The 17,576-nt window shown below is 58.6% G+C and carries 14 protein-coding genes; 9 read left to right on the top strand and 5 right to left on the bottom strand.

Features of this window, described 5'->3' with window-relative positions:
* Window positions 1-5: 5 nt before the first annotated feature.
* The 3 genes from M2416_RS15620 to M2416_RS15630 form a co-directional block, all read right to left on the bottom strand.
* On the bottom strand, window positions 6-1,565 hold the full coding sequence (locus M2416_RS15620) for a PTS transporter subunit EIIC (RefSeq protein ID WP_041143255.1): 1,560 nt from the start codon (window positions 1,563-1,565) through the stop codon (window positions 6-8).
* 201 nt (window positions 1,566-1,766) lie between these two features.
* Window positions 1,767-3,470 (bottom strand): AsmA family protein, encoded by a 1,704-nt coding sequence (locus M2416_RS15625; RefSeq protein WP_259225606.1) that lies wholly within the window; start codon window positions 3,468-3,470, stop codon window positions 1,767-1,769.
* Window positions 3,471-3,623: 153 nt separating this feature from the next.
* Entirely contained in the window at window positions 3,624-5,015 is a 1,392-nt protein-coding gene (locus tag M2416_RS15630; RefSeq protein ID WP_076946298.1) for a nucleobase:cation symporter-2 family protein, read from the bottom strand.
* A 286-nt stretch (window positions 5,016-5,301) separates the two neighbouring features.
* Here M2416_RS15630 and gltS point away from each other — a divergent pair, with 286 nt between their 5' ends.
* On the top strand, window positions 5,302-6,504 hold the full coding sequence (gene gltS / locus M2416_RS15635; RefSeq protein WP_115191666.1) for a sodium/glutamate symporter: 1,203 nt from the start codon (window positions 5,302-5,304) through the stop codon (window positions 6,502-6,504).
* A 108-nt stretch (window positions 6,505-6,612) separates the two neighbouring features.
* Here gltS and glpK read toward each other — a convergent pair whose 3' ends face one another.
* Window positions 6,613-8,121 (bottom strand): glycerol kinase GlpK, encoded by a 1,509-nt coding sequence (glpK, locus tag M2416_RS15640; RefSeq protein WP_041143251.1) that lies wholly within the window; start codon window positions 8,119-8,121, stop codon window positions 6,613-6,615.
* A gap of 21 nt (window positions 8,122-8,142) precedes the next feature.
* Entirely contained in the window at window positions 8,143-8,994 is an 852-nt protein-coding gene (locus M2416_RS15645) for an MIP/aquaporin family protein (protein WP_041143250.1), read from the bottom strand.
* 444 nt (window positions 8,995-9,438) lie between these two features.
* On the opposite strand from M2416_RS15645, the gene zapB reads away from it, so the two are divergent.
* The 8 genes from zapB (at window position 9,439) to M2416_RS15685 (ending at window position 17,526) form a co-directional block, all read left to right on the top strand.
* Window positions 9,439-9,684: a septal ring assembly protein ZapB gene (gene zapB, locus M2416_RS15650; RefSeq protein ID WP_095102595.1), complete on the top strand. Its 246-nt coding sequence runs from the start codon at window positions 9,439-9,441 to the stop codon at window positions 9,682-9,684.
* Between the two features lie 156 nt (window positions 9,685-9,840).
* Window positions 9,841-10,830 (top strand): sulfate ABC transporter substrate-binding protein, encoded by a 990-nt coding sequence (locus M2416_RS15655; protein WP_041143249.1) that lies wholly within the window; start codon window positions 9,841-9,843, stop codon window positions 10,828-10,830.
* Window positions 10,831-10,926: 96 nt separating this feature from the next.
* The gene (locus M2416_RS15660) at window positions 10,927-11,697 is read left to right on the top strand and encodes a CDP-diacylglycerol diphosphatase (protein WP_259225611.1); all 771 of its coding nucleotides are present in this window, start codon (window positions 10,927-10,929) and stop codon (window positions 11,695-11,697) included.
* A 259-nt stretch (window positions 11,698-11,956) separates the two neighbouring features.
* Entirely contained in the window at window positions 11,957-13,291 is a 1,335-nt protein-coding gene (locus M2416_RS15665; protein WP_259225613.1) for an MFS transporter, read from the top strand.
* Window positions 13,292-13,301: 10 nt separating this feature from the next.
* Entirely contained in the window at window positions 13,302-14,261 is a 960-nt protein-coding gene (locus M2416_RS15670; RefSeq protein WP_259225615.1) for an aminoimidazole riboside kinase, read from the top strand.
* A 9-nt stretch (window positions 14,262-14,270) separates the two neighbouring features.
* The gene (locus tag M2416_RS15675; RefSeq protein WP_259225616.1) at window positions 14,271-15,311 is read left to right on the top strand and encodes an ADP-ribosylglycohydrolase family protein; all 1,041 of its coding nucleotides are present in this window, start codon (window positions 14,271-14,273) and stop codon (window positions 15,309-15,311) included.
* A 62-nt stretch (window positions 15,312-15,373) separates the two neighbouring features.
* Window positions 15,374-16,096, top strand: a complete 723-nt coding sequence (locus M2416_RS15680) for a GntR family transcriptional regulator (protein ID WP_041143244.1) — start codon at window positions 15,374-15,376, stop codon at window positions 16,094-16,096.
* 125 nt (window positions 16,097-16,221) lie between these two features.
* Window positions 16,222-17,526, top strand: coding sequence for an SLC13 family permease (locus M2416_RS15685; RefSeq protein WP_041143243.1), 1,305 nt, complete (start codon window positions 16,222-16,224; stop codon window positions 17,524-17,526).
* Window positions 17,527-17,576: the final 50 nt, after the last annotated feature.

Below are 17,576 nucleotides of genomic sequence, written 5' to 3' on the forward strand. Positions count from 1 at the left end.
CCTGATTAATTTTCTGCGAGCCAGCTATCAACCCGGGAACGAACCTGTCCCACCTTGACGCCATAAATAACCTGTACTTCATTTCTGTTGCGCACCACGCCATTGGCACCGGTGCTTTTTAATATATCGTCGTCAACCAGATCCATGTTTTTAATCGCAACCCGCAGGCGGGTGAAGCAGTTATCAACGGAGATAATATTATCCTTACCGCCCAGGCCATTAATAATTTCATCGGTGACCGCCGACTTATCGTTCATCTTTTTACGATAGTCCGCTTTACTATATAGCTTCACGTTTTCGTCGTCTTCGCGGCCCGGGGTTTTTAAATTCAGTTTTACTACCAGGGTGCGGAAAATAACGTAGTAGACGGCAAACTGCCCGATGCCGATCAGCACGTAGCCGGGCCAGCGGGTGAGGGAAACCGGCAGCGGCAGGTTATAAATCAGGAATTCGATCAGCCCGGATGCGCCCCACGGACGAACGGTGAAGATGTCGCAAATGGCCTGCGAGGCGGCGGTTAACGTGGCGTGGATCACCCACAGCAGGGGTGAAACAAACAGGAAGGTGAACTCAATGGGCTCGGTAATCCCGGTCAGCATGGAGGTGATAATGGCGGGCAGCAGAATCGCCTTGGCCAGCATCTTCTTCTCAGGCTTCGCGGTGTGGTAAAACGCCAGCGAGGCGCCGGCCAGGCCGAAGATCGTGGTCATCCCCTGCTGGGAGAAGCGCAGGGCGTCGTTCATCACCGGGGTGAGGTCCGGATGGCGCATATAGGCGAGGAAAATGGCTTGAGTACCGGAAACGACCTGGCCGTCAACGTTCAGCGTGCCGCCGATCTGCGTTAGCTGGAACGGCGACCACACGAAATGGTGCAGGCCGGTGGGGATGAGGAATTTTTCAAAGAAACCGTAGACGAAGACGCCCGCGACGCCGGCGTTTTTCATAAACCCGGTTAACGCCGCGATACCGTGGGTCATAAACGGCCAGATCCAGGTGAAGGCGATAGCGTAGAAGATGATAACGGGCGTCATGGCCACCAGGGTCAGCTTCGCGCCGCCGTACATCGACAGCGCGCCGGGCAGCTCAATGGTGGAGACTTTATTATGTACCCAGGCGATGGTGCAGCCGAGAATAATGCCGAGGAACACCCCCATATCGACCACCACAAACCCTAAGATCTGCGTCTGACCGGTGCCGTAATATTCGCCGTTAATTTTTTCGGCAATGCCGTGAGTATGCTCCAGCCACGAATGGTTGGCGCCCAGAAACATGATAAAACACATGACCGAAACCAGCGCCACTTCCGTTTTTTTATCTTTTGCCAGGCCGTAGCTAATACCGACGCAAAAGAGTAAACCGAGATTGCCGAATAATGGCCAGAAGGTATCGCCGAGCAGCTGCCCAAGCTGGTGTAAAAAACTGGTTTCAGAAATTAAGGTTGGGTTGGTTAATACAGAACTGAGTGCCAGAATTAAACCGATGACCGGCAAGAACAATACTGCACCGATCATCGCTCTGGAGAATTTCTGCATATTCTCCAGAGCATGTTGACGTATTGCGGACATAGTTGTTCCTTTTATTTTTGTAGGTACAGGGACTTTAATTATTTTTTTGACTTCCAGTGTTTTGGTTATAGCAATTCTGCTATTTGAAAGGAACAGGTTGCGGGAAATAGGTACAAACAGCCGCAAAATGGCAACAGGTTTCGGGGGCGGGAAATATCGTGGGCCTTCTCCCCGCAGGGAGAAGGCTGGAGGACGAGGAAATTAGGGCGCGACGGGCGCGGGCTGGGCGCCGCTCACCTCACCGCTGCGCATCACCTGCGCAACCTGCTGTTTTTCCATATTGGTTGCGCTGAGCTGGCCGTTCACCGTCGGCCTGAGCGGCGCGTCGGCCAGCACGCTGCCGCTGGCGGTTAGCTGGAAATTACCGTCACCGGTAACCGGCAGCGCGGGCCAGCCCCACGCCTGCAGGACGTTTAGCGGTACGCCGCGCCCGTTCAGGCTGAGGTTAACCTGGCGCTGGGGCAGCTGCGACACCGCGGCGGTAGCCTGTAAAATACCGCGCTCGGTAAAGGCGCTAAGCTCGTTGATATTGACCGTTGAGGCGTTGGCGCTGAGCTTGAGCGACGGGCGCCGGACGTCAACGCGGTTAAAGGTGGCGGCAGCGGCGTTGAGCGTCGCGCTGCCGTTCCATACGCCCCAGCGCCGATCCTTCACCAGCTGCAGCTCGCCGCCGTAGCCGTCGAGGGCGGTGACCTGCCACGGGAACTGCGGGTCGATATCGATAACCAGGTTGCGGCTGGCGCCAAATTTCTTCAGCGTCAGGCTCTGCAGCCACGCCGGCAGCGGCTCCATCCACAGCTGTTTCCAGTTTTCCGGCAGGGTATATTCCAGCCCGGCAAAGGCGGTGTCATCCAGCACCAGCGCCTTGCCGTCGCGCAGCCAGCGGCCGGAGGTGCGCACCATCCCGCCTTCCCAGCGCGAGGTAAACTGACGCAGGGCGATACCCTGCGGCGAGAACTCGGCATTAAGGATCGGATCGAGGAAGTGCAGCGAGCCGTTAATGAATTCGCTGGCGTTCATCGACAGGGTTCCGTCCTCGCTCTGCCAGTCGCCGTGGCTCAGGGTCAGGTTGCGCAGGCTGAGGTCGAGGCCGGTGACCGCCCAGTCGGTGCCCTGCAGGCTGGCATCGGTCACATCGAGGCGGCCAATCTGCAGCGAAGGGACGGTGGTCAGCGGGGTGAAGAAGTCAGCCAGCGCCTTATCGCTCTGCAGGCGGGTTTCATTCAGCTGCAGGTTATCGACCAGCCAGCTGCCGTCGGCGCTGCGTTTGGCGTTGCCGGTGAGCGTTCCGCGAGCGATATCGGCCCCAAGTGTGGAGAGCGTGACTTCGCCATTATCGATAGCGCCCTGAATCAGGACGTTGCTGGCCTCAACTCCGTTAAGCGTCAGCGAGCCCGCGCTCATCTGAATTTGCGTTTTTTTCCCCAGCACGTTGCCCGCTTCCGGCGCCCACGGGCTGACGCCGCCGGTTACCCGTTGCGCGCTGAGCTCCCAGCCGGTCTCCGGGCTATTAAACGCCATATTGCGCAGCTGCAGGCGGTCGGCGGCAAAAGGCAGAGAGGCGGAAGAGGGGGAGAGGTTTAACGTTCCGTCGCTGAGCACAATCTCATCGGCATGCAGCGGATCGCTGAACTGGCGGGTGCTGAAGCCGATATCCACCGTTTTGGCAACCAGCGTCGGCGGCTTGCCGTCGCGACCGAACGTCACGTTCTGCAGCTGCAGGTGGAGAGGCGAAGAGAAGTCGTGATCCATCGCATCGAAGGAGACCTGCCAGCCGGTGCCGTCGCTCAGCCAGGCGCTGGCCTGACGCGAGCCCCAGTGGGTCTGTAGCAGGAACCAGGCGGCTACGATCGCGACCAGCAGGGCGGTCAGCAGCCAGAGAATCAACTTTCCAGGCAATTTCATGGTCTTACATCCTGAGCGAGGCACATAAGGCTGTTATGCCCGAATTATGCGCAATCCTCAAGACAGGAATTGTGTAATCAGATGATGTGAGGGCGCTAAGGGGGGCAGACTTCAGGCTGCCCCGGCCGCGTGCGACCGGGGAGCTGGGCGAGATCAGCTTTTCTCTGGCGGGAAGACCAGGTTCAGCACAATCGCCGTAATACCGCCGGCGGCGATACCGGAGGAGAGCAGGTTCTTCAGCCAGTCGGGGGCGAACTGCAGGATCAGCGGCTGCTGGGAGACGCCGAGACCGACGGCCAGCGACAGGGCGATAATTAGGATCGCCCGGCGGTTCAGCGGCTCGCGGGAGACGATACGCACGCCGGATGCGGCGATGGTGCCGAACATCACCAGCGTTGCGCCGCCGAGCACCGGCTCAGGGATATGCTGCACAAAGCCGCTCACCGCCGGGAACAGCCCGAGTACGATAAGCATCAGCGCTACCACAAAACCGACGTAGCGGCTGGCCACGCCGGTGAGCTGGATCACGCCATTATTCTGACCGAAGCAGGAGTTCGGGAAGGTATTAAATACCGCGGAGACAAACGAGTTCAGGCCGTTGGCCAGCACGCCGCCCTTCAGACGCTTCATGTACAGCGGACCGGAAACCGGCTGCTCGGAGACGTCAGAAGTGGCGGTGATATCGCCGATAGTTTCCAGCGAGGTGATCATAAACACCAGCATCAGCGGCAGCAGCAGGTTCCAGTCGATCCCCAGGCCGTAATAGAGCGGGGTGGGCACCATAATCAGGCTGCTGTCGGTTGGCGCGGTGTTGGCAGGGAGCATATCGAGCAGCCATGCCGCCAGGTAGCCGGCCGCCATCGCGATAACCAGCGAAGCGATGCGCAGGTACGGGTTGCGCTGGCGGTTAAGAATAATGATCAACCCCAGCACGATACCCGCCAGCAGCAGGTTTTTTGGCGCGCCGAAGGTGTGGTCGGCCATCGCCGAGTAGCCGCCGCCGATGGAGGTCAGGCCGACCTGAATCAGCGACAGGCCGATAATCATCACCACCACGCCGGAGACCAGCGGGGTAATGACGCGTCGTGCAAGGTGCAGGACGCGGGAGAGAACCATTTCCGTGCAGCTGGCCAGCATCAGGGTGCCGAACAGCGCGGCCATCATCGTCGGCACGTCGGCGCCGCCGGTTTTTAGCGCGGTACCGCCCATAATCAGCGGGGCGACGAAGTTAAAGCTGGTGCCCTGGATGGAGAGCAGCCCGGAGCCTACCGGTCCCCAGGCCTTAATCTGAATAATGGATGCCACACCGGAAGCGAACAGCGACATGCTGATGATGTGCTGCGTATCCTGGGCGGGAAGACCCAGAGCCTGACAAATTAATAGCGCCGGCGTGATCACCGCAACAAACATCGCCAGCAGGTGCTGGAAGGCGGCGAACAGCGTTTGTGGAAGCGGGGGGCGGTCTTCGAGGCGGTAGATTAATTCGCTGGTTTGTTTATGCGCAACCGATTGCGCATTTTCGGGCTCGGCGGTATTCACGGACATCACAAGCAATCCCAAGGTGGCAAAGCGGGAATTTTATCGGACTGTAGTGCAAAAGCAAACGTTTGCCAGTGTTTGAGACAAAATATTTCCGCCGAAAACATGGAGGGATAAGTCATTAACATTTTGTATGCTAAATCGCATCATCAGCAATACAAAATATGTTTCCCTGTTTTTTTATGCCACTTTCTGCTTAAAATCCGTCCCTGATTACTCATGATGAGAAACAATCGACACCGGGAATATCGTCGCGTGTGAATGGATCATGCGCCTTTAAGGAGCTCTTTTTATGTTTCATCTCGATACCTTATCGACGCTCGTTGCCGCCACGCTGGTGCTGCTGCTGGGCAGAAAGCTCGTCCACACCGTCCCCTTCCTGAAAAAATATACTATCCCTGAGCCCGTTGCCGGCGGCCTGCTGGTGGCGCTTGCGCTGCTGGTGCTGAAAAAAAGCATGGGCTGGGAAATTGATTTCGATATGAGCCTGAAAGACCCGCTGATGCTGGCCTTTTTTGCGACCATTGGCCTGAATGCCAATCTCGCCAGCCTGCGGGCGGGCGGTAAAGTTGTGGGGACGTTCCTGATCGTGGTGGTGGGGCTGCTGCTGCTGCAAAATGCCCTCGGCATCGGGATGGCAAGGCTGCTGGGCCTCGACCCGCTGATGGGCCTGCTGGCCGGCTCCATCACGCTCTCCGGCGGCCACGGGACCGGCGCGGCGTGGAGCAAGCTGTTTGTCGAACGCTACGGCTTTGCCAACGCCACCGAAGTGGCGATGGCGTGCGCAACCTTCGGCCTGGTGCTCGGTGGGCTAATTGGCGGCCCGGTGGCGCGTTACCTGGTCAAGCACTCCTCGTCTCCGGAGGGTTCGCCGGACGATCAGGTAACGCCTACCGCTTTTGAAAAACCGGACGTTGGGCGGGTGATTACCTCGCTGGTGCTGATTGAAAGCATTGCCCTGATCGCAATCTGTCTCACGGTCGGGAGGGTGGTTGCGCAACTGCTGGCGGGAAGCGTGTTTGAGCTGCCAACCTTCGTGTGCGTCCTGTTTATCGGCGTGATCCTCAGCAACGGCCTGGCGCTGCTGGGCTTTTATCGCGTGTTTGAGCGCGCGGTATCGGTGCTGGGCAACGTTAGCCTGTCGCTGTTCCTCGCGATGGCGCTGATGAGCCTGAAGCTGTGGGAGCTGGCATCGCTGGCGCTGCCGATGCTGGCTATCCTGGTGGTACAGGCGGTGGCGATGGCGCTGTATGCGGTTTTCGTGACCTATCGAATGATGGGGAAAAACTATGATGCCGCGGTGCTGGCTGCGGGCCACTGCGGGTTTGGGCTCGGCGCGACGCCAACGGCGATTGCCAATATGCAGGCGATTACCGACCGCTTTGGGCCGTCGCATACGGCCTTCCTGGTGGTGCCGATGGTCGGCGCATTCTTTATTGATATTGTTAATGCGTTAGTGATTAAGCTGTATTTGCTGTTGCCGATTTTTGGCTAAAAAAAGCCCGGAGGCGCTGCTGTGCGCGCGTCCGGGCGTTTAAACTTGCTGTTCGCATAAGCCGCATCCCCGGTCAGCGCCGTGCCGCCGGGGAGTTCGCTGGCGGGATTACTCTTCGTGCTCTTCCCACGCCAGGGCGCGTTTCACCGCTTTTTTCCAGCCGCTGTAGCGGAAGTTACGTTCGGTGGTTTCGATCCCCGGACGGAACTCGCGCTCGATCACCGCTTTCTCCTGCAGCTCGTCCAGGTTCTGCCAGAAACCAACCGCCAGACCGGCCAGGTAAGCCGCCCCCAGCGCCGTCACTTCACGAACTTCCGGGCGCTCGACGCGAGTGCCGAGAATATCGGACTGGAACTGCATCAGGAAGTTGTTGGCGACCGCGCCGCCGTCGACGCGCAGCGCGTGCAGACGGATGCCGGAGTCAGCCTGCATCGCTTCCAGCACGTCGCGGGTCTGATAGGCGATAGACTCCAGGGTGGCGCGGATGATGTGGTTGGCATTGACCCCACGGGTCAGGCCAAAGATCGCGCCGCGAGCGTACGGGTCCCAGTACGGTGCGCCGAGGCCGGTAAACGCCGGGACCACGTACACGCCGTTGGTATCCTTCACCTTGGTGGCGAAATATTCAGAATCCAGCGCGTCGTTGATAAGCTTCATCTCGTCGCGCAGCCACTGAATAGAGGCGCCGGCCATAAATACCGCGCCCTCCAGGGCATAGTTAACTTCTCCGCGCGGGCCGCAGGCGATGGTGGTCAGCAGGCCGTGGGTAGAGGCCACCGCCTTCTCACCGGTATTCATCAGCATAAAGCAGCCGGTGCCGTAGGTGTTTTTCGCCATCCCCTCTTTGACGCACAGCTGGCCGAACAGCGCCGCCTGCTGGTCGCCCGCGATACCCGCGATAGGAATACGCGTGCCGCCTTTACCGCCGATGTTGGTCTGGCCGTATATCTCGGAGGACTTACGCACTTCCGGCAGCATGGCGCGCGGAATATCCAGCGCGTCGAGCATTTTGTCGTCCCAGTCCAGCTCATGGATGTTGAACAGCATGGTACGCGAGGCGTTGGTGTAGTCGGTGACGTGCACGCGGCCCTGGGTCATTTTCCACACCAGCCAGGTGTCCACGGTGCCGAACAGCAGCTCGCCGCGCTTAGCGCGTTCGCGCGCGCCCTCAACGTGATCGAGGATCCACTTCACTTTGGTGCCGGAGAAGTACGGGTCAACGACCAGGCCGGTGGCCTTACGGATGTACTCTTCCATGCCGTCACGCTTGAGCTGCTCGCAGATCTCGGCGGTACGGCGGCACTGCCAGACGATGGCGTTATAAATCGGCTTGCCGGTTTCACGTTCCCAGACGATGGCGGTTTCACGCTGGTTGGTGATGCCGATACCGGCGATCTCGTCGGAGCTGATATCCGCTTTCGCCAACACTTCAACCAGCGTGGAGCTTTGCGAGGCCCAAATCTCCATCGGGTCGTGTTCAACCCAGCCTGGCTTAGGATAAATTTGTTCAAATTCACGCTGAGAAACGCTGACGATATTGGCATTGTGATCCATCACTACGGCCCGGGAGCTGGTGGTGCCCTGGTCGAGCGCAACGATATATTTTTTGTCGGTCATAGTATGAGTCTCGTAGTCAGATTACAGCGAAGCTTTGTGTTGCGTCGTAGAGGTGGAGGTGCTCTCCTTCTCCTCGACTTCGCAGATGTCGCAAGGCAGGTGGCGGCCAATCAGCTTGCGATAGCCGAACGCGCCCAGCGCGGCACCAACCACCGGCGCGCACAGCGGCACCAGGAAATAGGGAATATCTTTGCCGCCGGTGAAGGCGACCTCGCCCCAGCCGGCAAGCCAGGCGAACGTTTTCGGCCCAAGATCGCGCGCCGGGTTCATCGCAAAGCCGGTCAGCGGGCCCATGGATGCGCCGATGACGGCGATTAACAGGCCAATCAGCAGCGGCGCCATCGGGCCGCGTGGGATGCCGTTGCCGTCGTCGGTCAGCGCCAGAATCACGCCCATCAGGATAGCGGTTATCACCATCTCTACCGCGAAAGCCTGCATGAAATTGATATGCGGGTTCGGATAAGTGGAGAAAATTCCTGCCAGGTCAAGACTTTCGACGCTACCGCGCACCATATTATGCGAGTGTTCGAAATCGAGGAAAAGATTGTAATAAAGCCCGTAAACTAATGCCGCAGCGCAAAAGGCGCCAGCGAATTGCGCAACGATGAAAGGAACAACTTTACGTCCGTCAAAGCAGGCGAACAGCCACAGCGCGATGGTAACCGCCGGGTTAAGGTGAGCACCGGACACGCCCGCGGTCAGGTAAATCGCCATTGCGACGCCCAGACCCCAGATGATGCTGATTTCCCATTGACCGAAGCTGGCTCCTGCGACCTTGAGCGCAGCGACGCACCCAACGCCGAAAAAGATCAACAACCCGGTACCGAGGAACTCTGCGATGCACTGGCCTTTTAGTGTTGATGTTTGGCTCATAATCGAATCCTGAAACAAAGTGGTGATTATTGTAAGTATGAAGGTCGTCGTCGACCACGCTGCCATGTAGGCATAGTGTTAATTTATCGTTAACGAACACAAACGAGAAATATCGAACTCTAAATGTGTGTGCCAGGTCAAGAAAATGAGCGTTTTCGCGCCATAAACGCGTGTTGTAGCACATTAAAGAGCGTTTACGGACGCGCGGAACGAACCCAATGATTAACAATTGCTGCAGAAGTGCCGGGGATTAGCGCCGAATACGCCAGGTAAAGGCTGAAAAGTGTTGCAAACCGCAATCTGCGCGGGTTGTCGCTGGACAGGGAAGGCGGGGATTCATACAATCGACAGCATGACCACTGTAGTGCGCTTATTTTCGTTAAGGCGTCAACGCGTATACGAAACGGACGGTTTCTATCAACGCCTTGCAAGTTCAGGAGAGGTATGACGATGTCATTAGAAGTGTTTGAGAAGTTAGAGTCAAAAGTACAGCAGGCGATTGATACCATCACGCTGTTGCAGATGGAAATCGAAGAGCTGAAAGAAAAGAACAACACGCTGGCGCAGGAAGTTCAGGGCGCGCAGCACAGCCGCGAAGAGCTGGAGCGTGAAAACGGCCAGCTGAGAGAGCAGCAGCAGGGCTGGCAGGATCGTCTGCAGGCGCTGCTGGGCCGCATGGAAGAAGTGTAGCCCTCTCGTCCTCACCCTCTCCTGCTCGGGAGGGGGTTAGCTTCACCCCTTCGTATATTCTCTCAAGTTATAGCCAATCTTTTTTTATTCTTTAATCATCGGTTCGCTTTCTGGCACGCTTAGCTCATCACAACACGACATATAGAGAGCGGTGCGATGAATAAGTGGGGCGTGGGGTTAACTCTGTTGCTGGCATCCGCCAGCGTTCTGGCAAAAGACATTCAGCTATTAAACGTATCTTACGATCCGACGCGCGAGCTGTACGAACAGTACAACAAAGCGTTTAGCGCGCACTGGAAGCAGGAAACCGGTGACAACGTGGTGATTCGTCAGTCCCACGGCGGTTCCGGGAAGCAGGCAACGTCGGTCATTAACGGCATTGAAGCCGATGTCGTCACCCTGGCGCTGGCCTATGACGTCGATGCGATTGCCGAGCGCGGCCGCATTGATAAAAACTGGCTGAAACGCCTGCCGGATAACTCCGCACCCTATACCTCCACCATCGTGTTCCTCGTGCGTAAAGGTAACCCGAAGCAAATTCATGACTGGAACGACCTGATTAAACCGGGCGTGTCGGTCATTACGCCGAACCCGAAAAGCTCCGGCGGCGCACGCTGGAACTACCTGGCGGCCTGGGGCTACGCCCTGCACCAGAATCACGGTGACCAGGCGAAAGCCCAGGCGTTCGTGAAGGCGCTGTTTAAAAACGTCGAAGTGCTGGATTCCGGCGCCCGTGGCTCAACGAATACCTTCGTTGAACGTGGGATCGGCGATGTGCTGATTGCCTGGGAAAACGAAGCGCTGCTGGCGGCAAACGAGCTGGGTAAAGACAAGTTTGAAATCGTCACCCCGAGCGAATCGATTCTGGCCGAGCCGACCGTGTCGGTCGTGGATAAGGTGGTCGATAAAAAAGGCACTCGCCAGGTGGCAGAAGCTTACCTGAAGTATCTCTACTCTCCGGAAGGTCAGGAGATCGCGGCGAAGAACTACTATCGCCCGCGCGACCCGGCCGTTGCCAGCAAATATGCCAGCGAATTCCCGAAGCTGAAGCTGTTTACTATCGACCAGGAGTTCGGCGGCTGGACCAAAGCCCAGAAGGAGCACTTCTCTAACGGCGGCACCTTCGACCAGATTAGTCAGCGTTAATCTCTCCCCTTCAACGCCCGGTTTAATAACCGGGCGTTTTCATTTGGTCATCAAATTACGCTACTCTTCCGTTTCTGGCTGAGACAGGAAAACATAATGCGAAGAGTACGATACCTTTTATTGGGGCTGCTGGTGGTGCTTGCGGCGATTGCGGCGATTGCGGCAGGCGGCTGGTACTGGCTGCACTCCGGTAACCCGGACGCGCTGCGGCACATCGTTTTGCAGCAGTGCGTGGTCAATCAACAGCAGCAGCAAAACCCGTCCCCTTGCGCCGAGGTGAATCTGAAAGGCGGCTACGTCCTGTTTAAAGACCGCAACGGGCCGCTGCAGTATCTGCTGATGCCGACGTACCGGATTAACGGCACCGAGAGCCCGCTCCTGCTCAATCCGCTGACGGCAAACTTCTTCTGGCAGGCCTGGCAAGGCCGGGAAATTATGAGCGAACGCCGCGGCTCGCCGATACCCGATAACGCGGTTGCGCTGACGATTAACTCCCGCAGCGGGCGCACCCAGAACCATCTCCATATTCATATTTCCTGCCTGCGCCAGGACGTTCGCGCCCAGCTGGACCGCGAGGCCTCGGTGATTAGCAGCCGCTGGCTGCCGCTGCCGGGCGGTTTGCTCGGCCATGAATATCTGGCGCGCCGGGTGACCGAAGCGGAGCTTGCCCAGCGCAGCCCCTTCCTGATGCTGGCGGAAGAGGTGCCCGAGGCGCGTCAACATATGGGACGCTTCGCGCTGGCGATGGCCGAACAGAGCGACGGTTCGCTGGTGCTGCTGGCCACCGATCGCAATTTGCTGACCCTCAACCGCGCCTCTGCGGAAGAGATTCAGGACCATAGCTGCGCGATCCTGACCTCCCGGTAATTTTCTCCCCGTCGGCGCGCCTGCCGGTATCTTATTGATTCTCATCCCGGTTGCTGCCGGGGTGCGGATCCATACGTAAAATTTATGTGAATTCGATCAAAAGATATAAAGGTATACCTTTATATCTTTTTGCGGATCGTTACACTCTCCTCATAGTCATCTTATTGGATGGCTTATCCATAAAAACGTTTTTATTTCACGTAGTGACATCATCAATTGTTCGACAGATTTGCGCTTTTGAGCGTAAAGGAATTTCAATATGAAACTTTCTATCGTGGAAAAAATCGGCTTTGGTGCAGGGGATATGGCGATAAACGTTGTCATTATTGCTATGCAGCTGCTCCTCGCTTATTTCTATACCGATATCTACGGCCTGAGCGCCGCGGATGTCGGCGTCCTGTTTGTAGTCGTACGGTTGATCGATGCCATTATCGATCCGGCAATGGGGATCCTGACCGATAAGCTTAATACACGCTGGGGACGCTATCGTCCATGGCTGCTGTGGTTTGCCGTGCCTTTTGGCTTTGCCGTCTATTTAATGTTTATTACACCGGATATGGCGTATATGGCCAAGCTGGCGTGGGCCTACGGCACCTATATTCTGATGACCCTCGTCTATACCGCGATTACCATTCCCTATATCTCGATGATCGGCGTGATCACCGACGACCCCGTTGAACGCCTGAGCGCCAACGGCTATCGCTTTGTGATGACCAAGATTGCCGCGTTTTTAGTGACCATCGTGGTGCCGATGCTGGCCGTCTGGCTGGGGCAGGGCAACAAGGCGCTGGGCTATCAGTTTTCGATGGGGCTGATGGGCGCCATGGGCGCGCTGCTGTTTATCTTCTGCTTCCTCACCACCCGCGAACGCAGCGTCCCGGAAATTACCTCTCTCCCGGTCGGCAAGCAGTTTAAGTATCTGCTGCGTAACGATCAGTGGCTTATTCTCGGTGCGGTGATTTTACTCCTGATGTGCGGCTACGTGATCCGCGGCTCGGTCGCCGCCTACTACGCGAAATACTTCCTGAACGGCGGCGATAGCCTGATTTCGCCCTTCCTGACCACCGGCGTGGTCGCCTCGATTCTGGCGATGATCGCCACCACCTGGGTCACCCGCTTCTGGGACAAAATCAAGATGTTCCGCTATACCCAGCTTGTCACCTTCGTCCTCAGCGCGCTGATGTATTTCTTCGTCGGCCGCGAAAATCTCGTGCTGGCGTTCGCCTTCTATTTCCTCATCAACTTCTTCTGCGACATGCAAATGCCGGTGTTCTGGTCATCTATCGCCGAGGCGGTGGATTACGGGGAAAAGAAAACCGGACTGCGCGTCTCCGGCCTCGCGTTTGGCGGCATTCTCTTCTTCCAGAAGTTCGGCATGGGGGTGGCGGGCGGCGTGCTGGGCTTCCTGCTGAGCCATTTTGGCTATCAGGCCGACGTTGAGCAGAGCGCCCGTTCGCTGACCGGCATTGCGCTGATGATGACGTTAATCCCGGCGCTGTTCCATCTGGCGGTGGGCCTACTGATGAAAAAATATCTGATCAATAACCACTACTACCGCGACATTCAGCACCAGCTGGCGCAGCGGCAGGCATAAGGAGGCGCAGATGAACGCCATGAATAAGGTCTGGGTTATCGGCGATGCTTCCGTCGATCTGGTTGCCGAAAAGCAGGACAGCTACCTGAAGTGTCCCGGCGGCGCCTCGGCGAACGTTAGCGTCTGCGTCGCCAGGCTGGGAGGGCGGTGCGGCTTTATCGGCTGCCTCGGGGACGATGATGCGGGGCGTTTCCTGCGCCAGGTTTTTCAGGATAACGCCGTGGATGTCTCGTTCCTGAGGCACGATGCGGCGCTCACCAGCGCGGTACTGATCGTCAACCTGGCATCCGACGGGGAGCGCAGCTTCACCTATCTGGTGCACCCGGGGGCCGATACCTACGTGTCGCCGGCGGATCTGCCGGCGTTCCGCCCGCACGAGTGGTTTTACTTCAGCTCGATAGGGCTAACGGACCAGCCGGCGCGGGAGGCGTGCCTGGAAGGGGCGAAAAGAGCGCGCGAGGCCGGCGGCTACGTGCTGTTCGACGTCAATTTACGCAGCAAAATGTGGCGCGATGCCGGCGAAATTCCCGCGCTGGTAGCCCGCTCCGCCGCGCTTGCCTCAATCTGCAAGGTCTCCGCCGACGAGCTCTGCCAGCTGAGCGGCGCCGCCCGCTGGCAGGATGCCCGCTACTACATGCGCGATCTGGGCTGCGAAACCACCGTTATCTCATTAGGCGCCGAGGGCGCGCTGCTGGTGAGCCCCGAGGGCGAGCAGTGGTTTCCCGCTCCCCGCGTCGAGGTCGTCGATACCACCGGCGCCGGCGACGCTTTTGTCGGCGGCCTGCTCTACACCCTCTCGCAGGCCGATCGCTGGGACGCCGCGCTGCTGGCCACCGCTATTCGGCAGGCTAACGCCTGCGGCGCGATGGCGGTAACGGCCAAAGGGGCGATGACCGCGCTGCCGTTCCCCGACCAGCTAAACACTTTTCTCTCCAGCCACGCGCTGGAACAAGCCATGACCGTGAAATAAGGAGTCATCATGCACGTTGAGCAAAACAAAATACTGGGATGCCTGGTGGGCGCCGCCGCGGCGGACGCAATGGGCGCGGCGACGGAAGTGCGCACTCAGCAGCAAATAAAGGACTATTTTGGCGGCTGGGTCACCACCTTTCAAAAGCCGCCCGCCGACACCTTTGGCCGCTGCAACGAGGCCGGGATGTGTACCGATGATTTTATCCAGGCGAAGTACATCATGGACGCGCTGCTGCGCCATCTGCGGGAGGTCAGCGACGAGGCGATGCGCGAGGCGTTCCAGCAGTGGCTGGCTTACCCTTACTACGCCAACTTTACCGGCCCCACCACCCGGGCGGCGATGAAGGCGATATTTAACGATAACCGCGCCTCGCTGCAGGGCGAGCTGGAGGGCGAAAAGCAGTCCGTACAGATTATTAATAAGGGCAACGCCGAGGCGACGAACGGTGCGGCAATGAAGATTTGGCCTGCGGCGGTGCTGCATCCCGGCAATCTTGACGCGGCGATTGACTGCGCGCTGCAGATTTGTCGCTTTACGCATAACAACGTGCTGGCGATGTCCGGCGCGGCGGCAATGGCCGCGGCCACCAGCGAGGCGCTAAGGGCGCAGACCGATGCCGACAGCATTATCGCGGCAGGGGTTTACGGCGCGCAGCGGGGCTATCTGCTGGCCGAAGAGCGGGGCGCGATGATGGTTGCCGGGCCGTCCGTTGCCCGGCGCATTGAGCTGGCCGTGGCGATCGGTAAGCGGCATCGCCATTGGGAAACGGCGGTGGTGGAGCTTGCCGACATCATCGGCAGCGGGCTGCACGTCAGCGAAGCCGTACCGGCCGCTTTCGGCCTGTTCGCGTGTTGTCCGAATTCTGCCGTAGATGCTATTATCTCCGGCGTTAATATCGGCAATGATACTGATACCGTCGCCACCATGGTTGGGGCGATCTCCGGCGCATTCCATGGCGTGGACGCTCTTCCCGCCGATTATTTAACGACCGTGGATCGTATGAATCATTTCGATTTGGCAGAACTGGCCAGACAGATCGCAGGGTAGCGAATTCACCCTGCCGGGGACGGTAACGCGTCCCCTGCTGGCGAAGACGTGAGGTGCGTAGTTTGCAGGTTGATAAAACGAGCTTTACCCCGCTTTATAAGCAACTATTTTTTATCATCTGTCAGCGGATCCAGAACGGCTCTTTGCCTTTAGGCAGCCAGCTGCCGACGCAAAAGGAGCTGGCCCGGGAGTATCACGTCTCGCTGATCGTGGTGAAGCAGGCCTGGAGCGAGCTTATCAACGCGGGGATTATCTCCTCGCAGCGCGGGAGCGGTTCGGTGGTTTGCGCCGTGCCGGAAGGAGTCAACTACGGCCATACCTTTCGCGGAATTACCCGCGATTTACAGGATGCCAGCGTCGCCGTTGAAAACCGCATCCTCGACATCGCGCCGCGTCGGGCGCGTGACGCCCAGGCCGATGGCCTGAGCCTGCCCGCGCATCAGCACTATCTTTTTATCTCGCGCATTCGCTACCTCAATAATCGCCCGTTTAACCATGAGAAGATTTATCTCGATCTGAGCTTCTTTCCCGGTCTTGAGCTCACGGCTGAGGCGTTGGAGCACACCTCGCTCTATTCGCTGCTCAACGTCACCAGCGACTCGGCGATTGAAAAAGTGGACGCCATTTTGCCCTCTGCTGAGCTGTGCGAGAAGCTGCAGGTTGCCGCCAACAAGCCGCTGCTTTCCGTGGCACGTCAGACGTTTCAGGCCGGGCGGGATATCCCCTTCGAATACTGCCGCTATTACGTGCTGTCGGAATATTTCGGCGAAATTCACTACCACTAGCCGCGTGCCCGGCGCGGCGCGATAAACCCCAGCGCCGGCGGCCGGCCGATAACCCCACCATATCTGGCATTTACCTGCCTGGCCCGGCGTCGTATTCTTGCTGAAAAAAACGACAGGAGACAGGTATGTCGCTCTGGCTTTCTCACCCTCTGTTCCTTCCCTCCCTGATTGTCGGCATTACCATCCTGCTGTGGGCGACCTCTCTGCTGCCGGAATTTATTACCGCGCTGCTGTTTTTCGCCGCGGCGATGATGGCAAAAATAGCGCCGCCGGAGGTTATCTTTGGCGGCTTCGCGTCATCGGCGTTCTGGTTGGTGTTCAGCGGCTTTGTCCTCGGGATCGCGATTCGTAAAACCGGCCTGGCGGACAGGGCGGCGCAGGCGCTGTCGGCCAGGCTGACGGACTCCTGGCCGCTGATGGTGGGCAGCGTGGTGCTGTTCAGCTATGCCCTGGCCTTCGTGATGCCCTCTAATATGGGGCGCATCGCGCTGCTGATGCCGATCGTCGCGGCGATGGCGAAGCGTGCCGGGATTGAGGACGGCACCCGCGCCTGGTACGGACTGGCGCTGGCGGTCGGTTTCGGCACCTTCCAGCTGTCGGCGACGATCCTGCCCGCCAACGTGCCAAATTTAGTGATGAGCGGCGCGGCGGAGGGGTCGTACGGTATTCACCTCAACTATCTGCCGTATTTGCTGCTGCACACGCCGGTGCTGGGCTGGCTGAAGGGCGCGGCGCTGGTTGCGCTGATTTGCTGGCTATTCCCCGGCAGGCCGCATCCGCCGCGGGAGCGGACGCCGCTGCCGCCGATGAGCCGGGATGAGAAGCGCCTCTCCTGGCTGCTGGCGGTGGTATTGAGCCTCTGGGTGAGCGAGAGCTGGCACGGGATTGGTCCCGCCTGGACGGGGCTGGCGGCGGCGGTGATTACGCTGCTGCCGCGGGTGGGGTTTATCAGCGGGGAAGAGTTCTCCACGGGGGTGAATATTCGCACCTGTATTTACGTCGCCGGGATCCTCGGGCTGGCGATTACCGTCACGCAGACCGGGATTGGCGGCGTGGTCGGCAACGCTTTGCTGCACGTTATGCCGCTCGACAAAGAGAGTCCTTTTACCAGCTTCCTCGCCCTCACCGGCATCACCAGCGCCCTGAACTTTATTATGACCGCCAACGGCGTACCCGCGCTGTACACCACCTTTGCGCAGAGCTTTGCCGACGCCACCGGCTTTCCGCTGCTGAGCGTAATTATGATTCAGGTCCTGGGCTATTCGACGCCGCTGCTGCCGTATCAGGCATCGCCTATCGTGGTGGCGATGGCGCTGGGGAAAGTTCCGGCACGGTCGGGGATGCTGCTGTGTATTGCGCTGGCGGCGGTCAGCTATCTGCTGCTGCTGCCGTTGAACTACGGGTGGTATCAGCTGCTGGGGCAACTATAAAAAAACCCGGCTAGCGCTACGCTAAGCCGGGTTGCGGATTCATCTCGCCG

This window comes from Klebsiella sp. BIGb0132, assembly GCF_024810075.1.
GTDB lineage: Bacteria > Pseudomonadota > Gammaproteobacteria > Enterobacterales > Enterobacteriaceae > Klebsiella > Klebsiella terrigena.

Excerpts from the sequence above, each read along its gene's own strand:
- M2416_RS15620 (WP_041143255.1), bottom strand. The coding sequence starts at position 1,565 with ATGTCCGCAATACGTCAACATGCTCTGGAGAATATGCAGAAATTCTCC.
- M2416_RS15625 (WP_259225606.1), bottom strand. The coding sequence starts at position 3,470 with ATGAAATTGCCTGGAAAGTTGATTCTCTGGCTGCTGACCGCCCTGCTG.
- M2416_RS15630 (WP_076946298.1), bottom strand. The coding sequence starts at position 5,015 with ATGTCCGTGAATACCGCCGAGCCCGAAAATGCGCAATCGGTTGCGCAT.
- gltS (WP_115191666.1), top strand. The coding sequence starts at position 5,302 with ATGTTTCATCTCGATACCTTATCGACGCTCGTTGCCGCCACGCTGGTG.
- glpK (WP_041143251.1), bottom strand. The coding sequence starts at position 8,121 with ATGACCGACAAAAAATATATCGTTGCGCTCGACCAGGGCACCACCAGC.
- M2416_RS15645 (WP_041143250.1), bottom strand. The coding sequence starts at position 8,994 with ATGAGCCAAACATCAACACTAAAAGGCCAGTGCATCGCAGAGTTCCTC.
- zapB (WP_095102595.1), top strand. The coding sequence starts at position 9,439 with ATGACGATGTCATTAGAAGTGTTTGAGAAGTTAGAGTCAAAAGTACAG.
- M2416_RS15655 (WP_041143249.1), top strand. The coding sequence starts at position 9,841 with ATGAATAAGTGGGGCGTGGGGTTAACTCTGTTGCTGGCATCCGCCAGC.
- M2416_RS15660 (WP_259225611.1), top strand. The coding sequence starts at position 10,927 with ATGCGAAGAGTACGATACCTTTTATTGGGGCTGCTGGTGGTGCTTGCG.
- M2416_RS15665 (WP_259225613.1), top strand. The coding sequence starts at position 11,957 with ATGAAACTTTCTATCGTGGAAAAAATCGGCTTTGGTGCAGGGGATATG.
- M2416_RS15670 (WP_259225615.1), top strand. The coding sequence starts at position 13,302 with ATGAACGCCATGAATAAGGTCTGGGTTATCGGCGATGCTTCCGTCGAT.
- M2416_RS15675 (WP_259225616.1), top strand. The coding sequence starts at position 14,271 with ATGCACGTTGAGCAAAACAAAATACTGGGATGCCTGGTGGGCGCCGCC.
- M2416_RS15685 (WP_041143243.1), top strand. The coding sequence starts at position 16,222 with ATGTCGCTCTGGCTTTCTCACCCTCTGTTCCTTCCCTCCCTGATTGTC.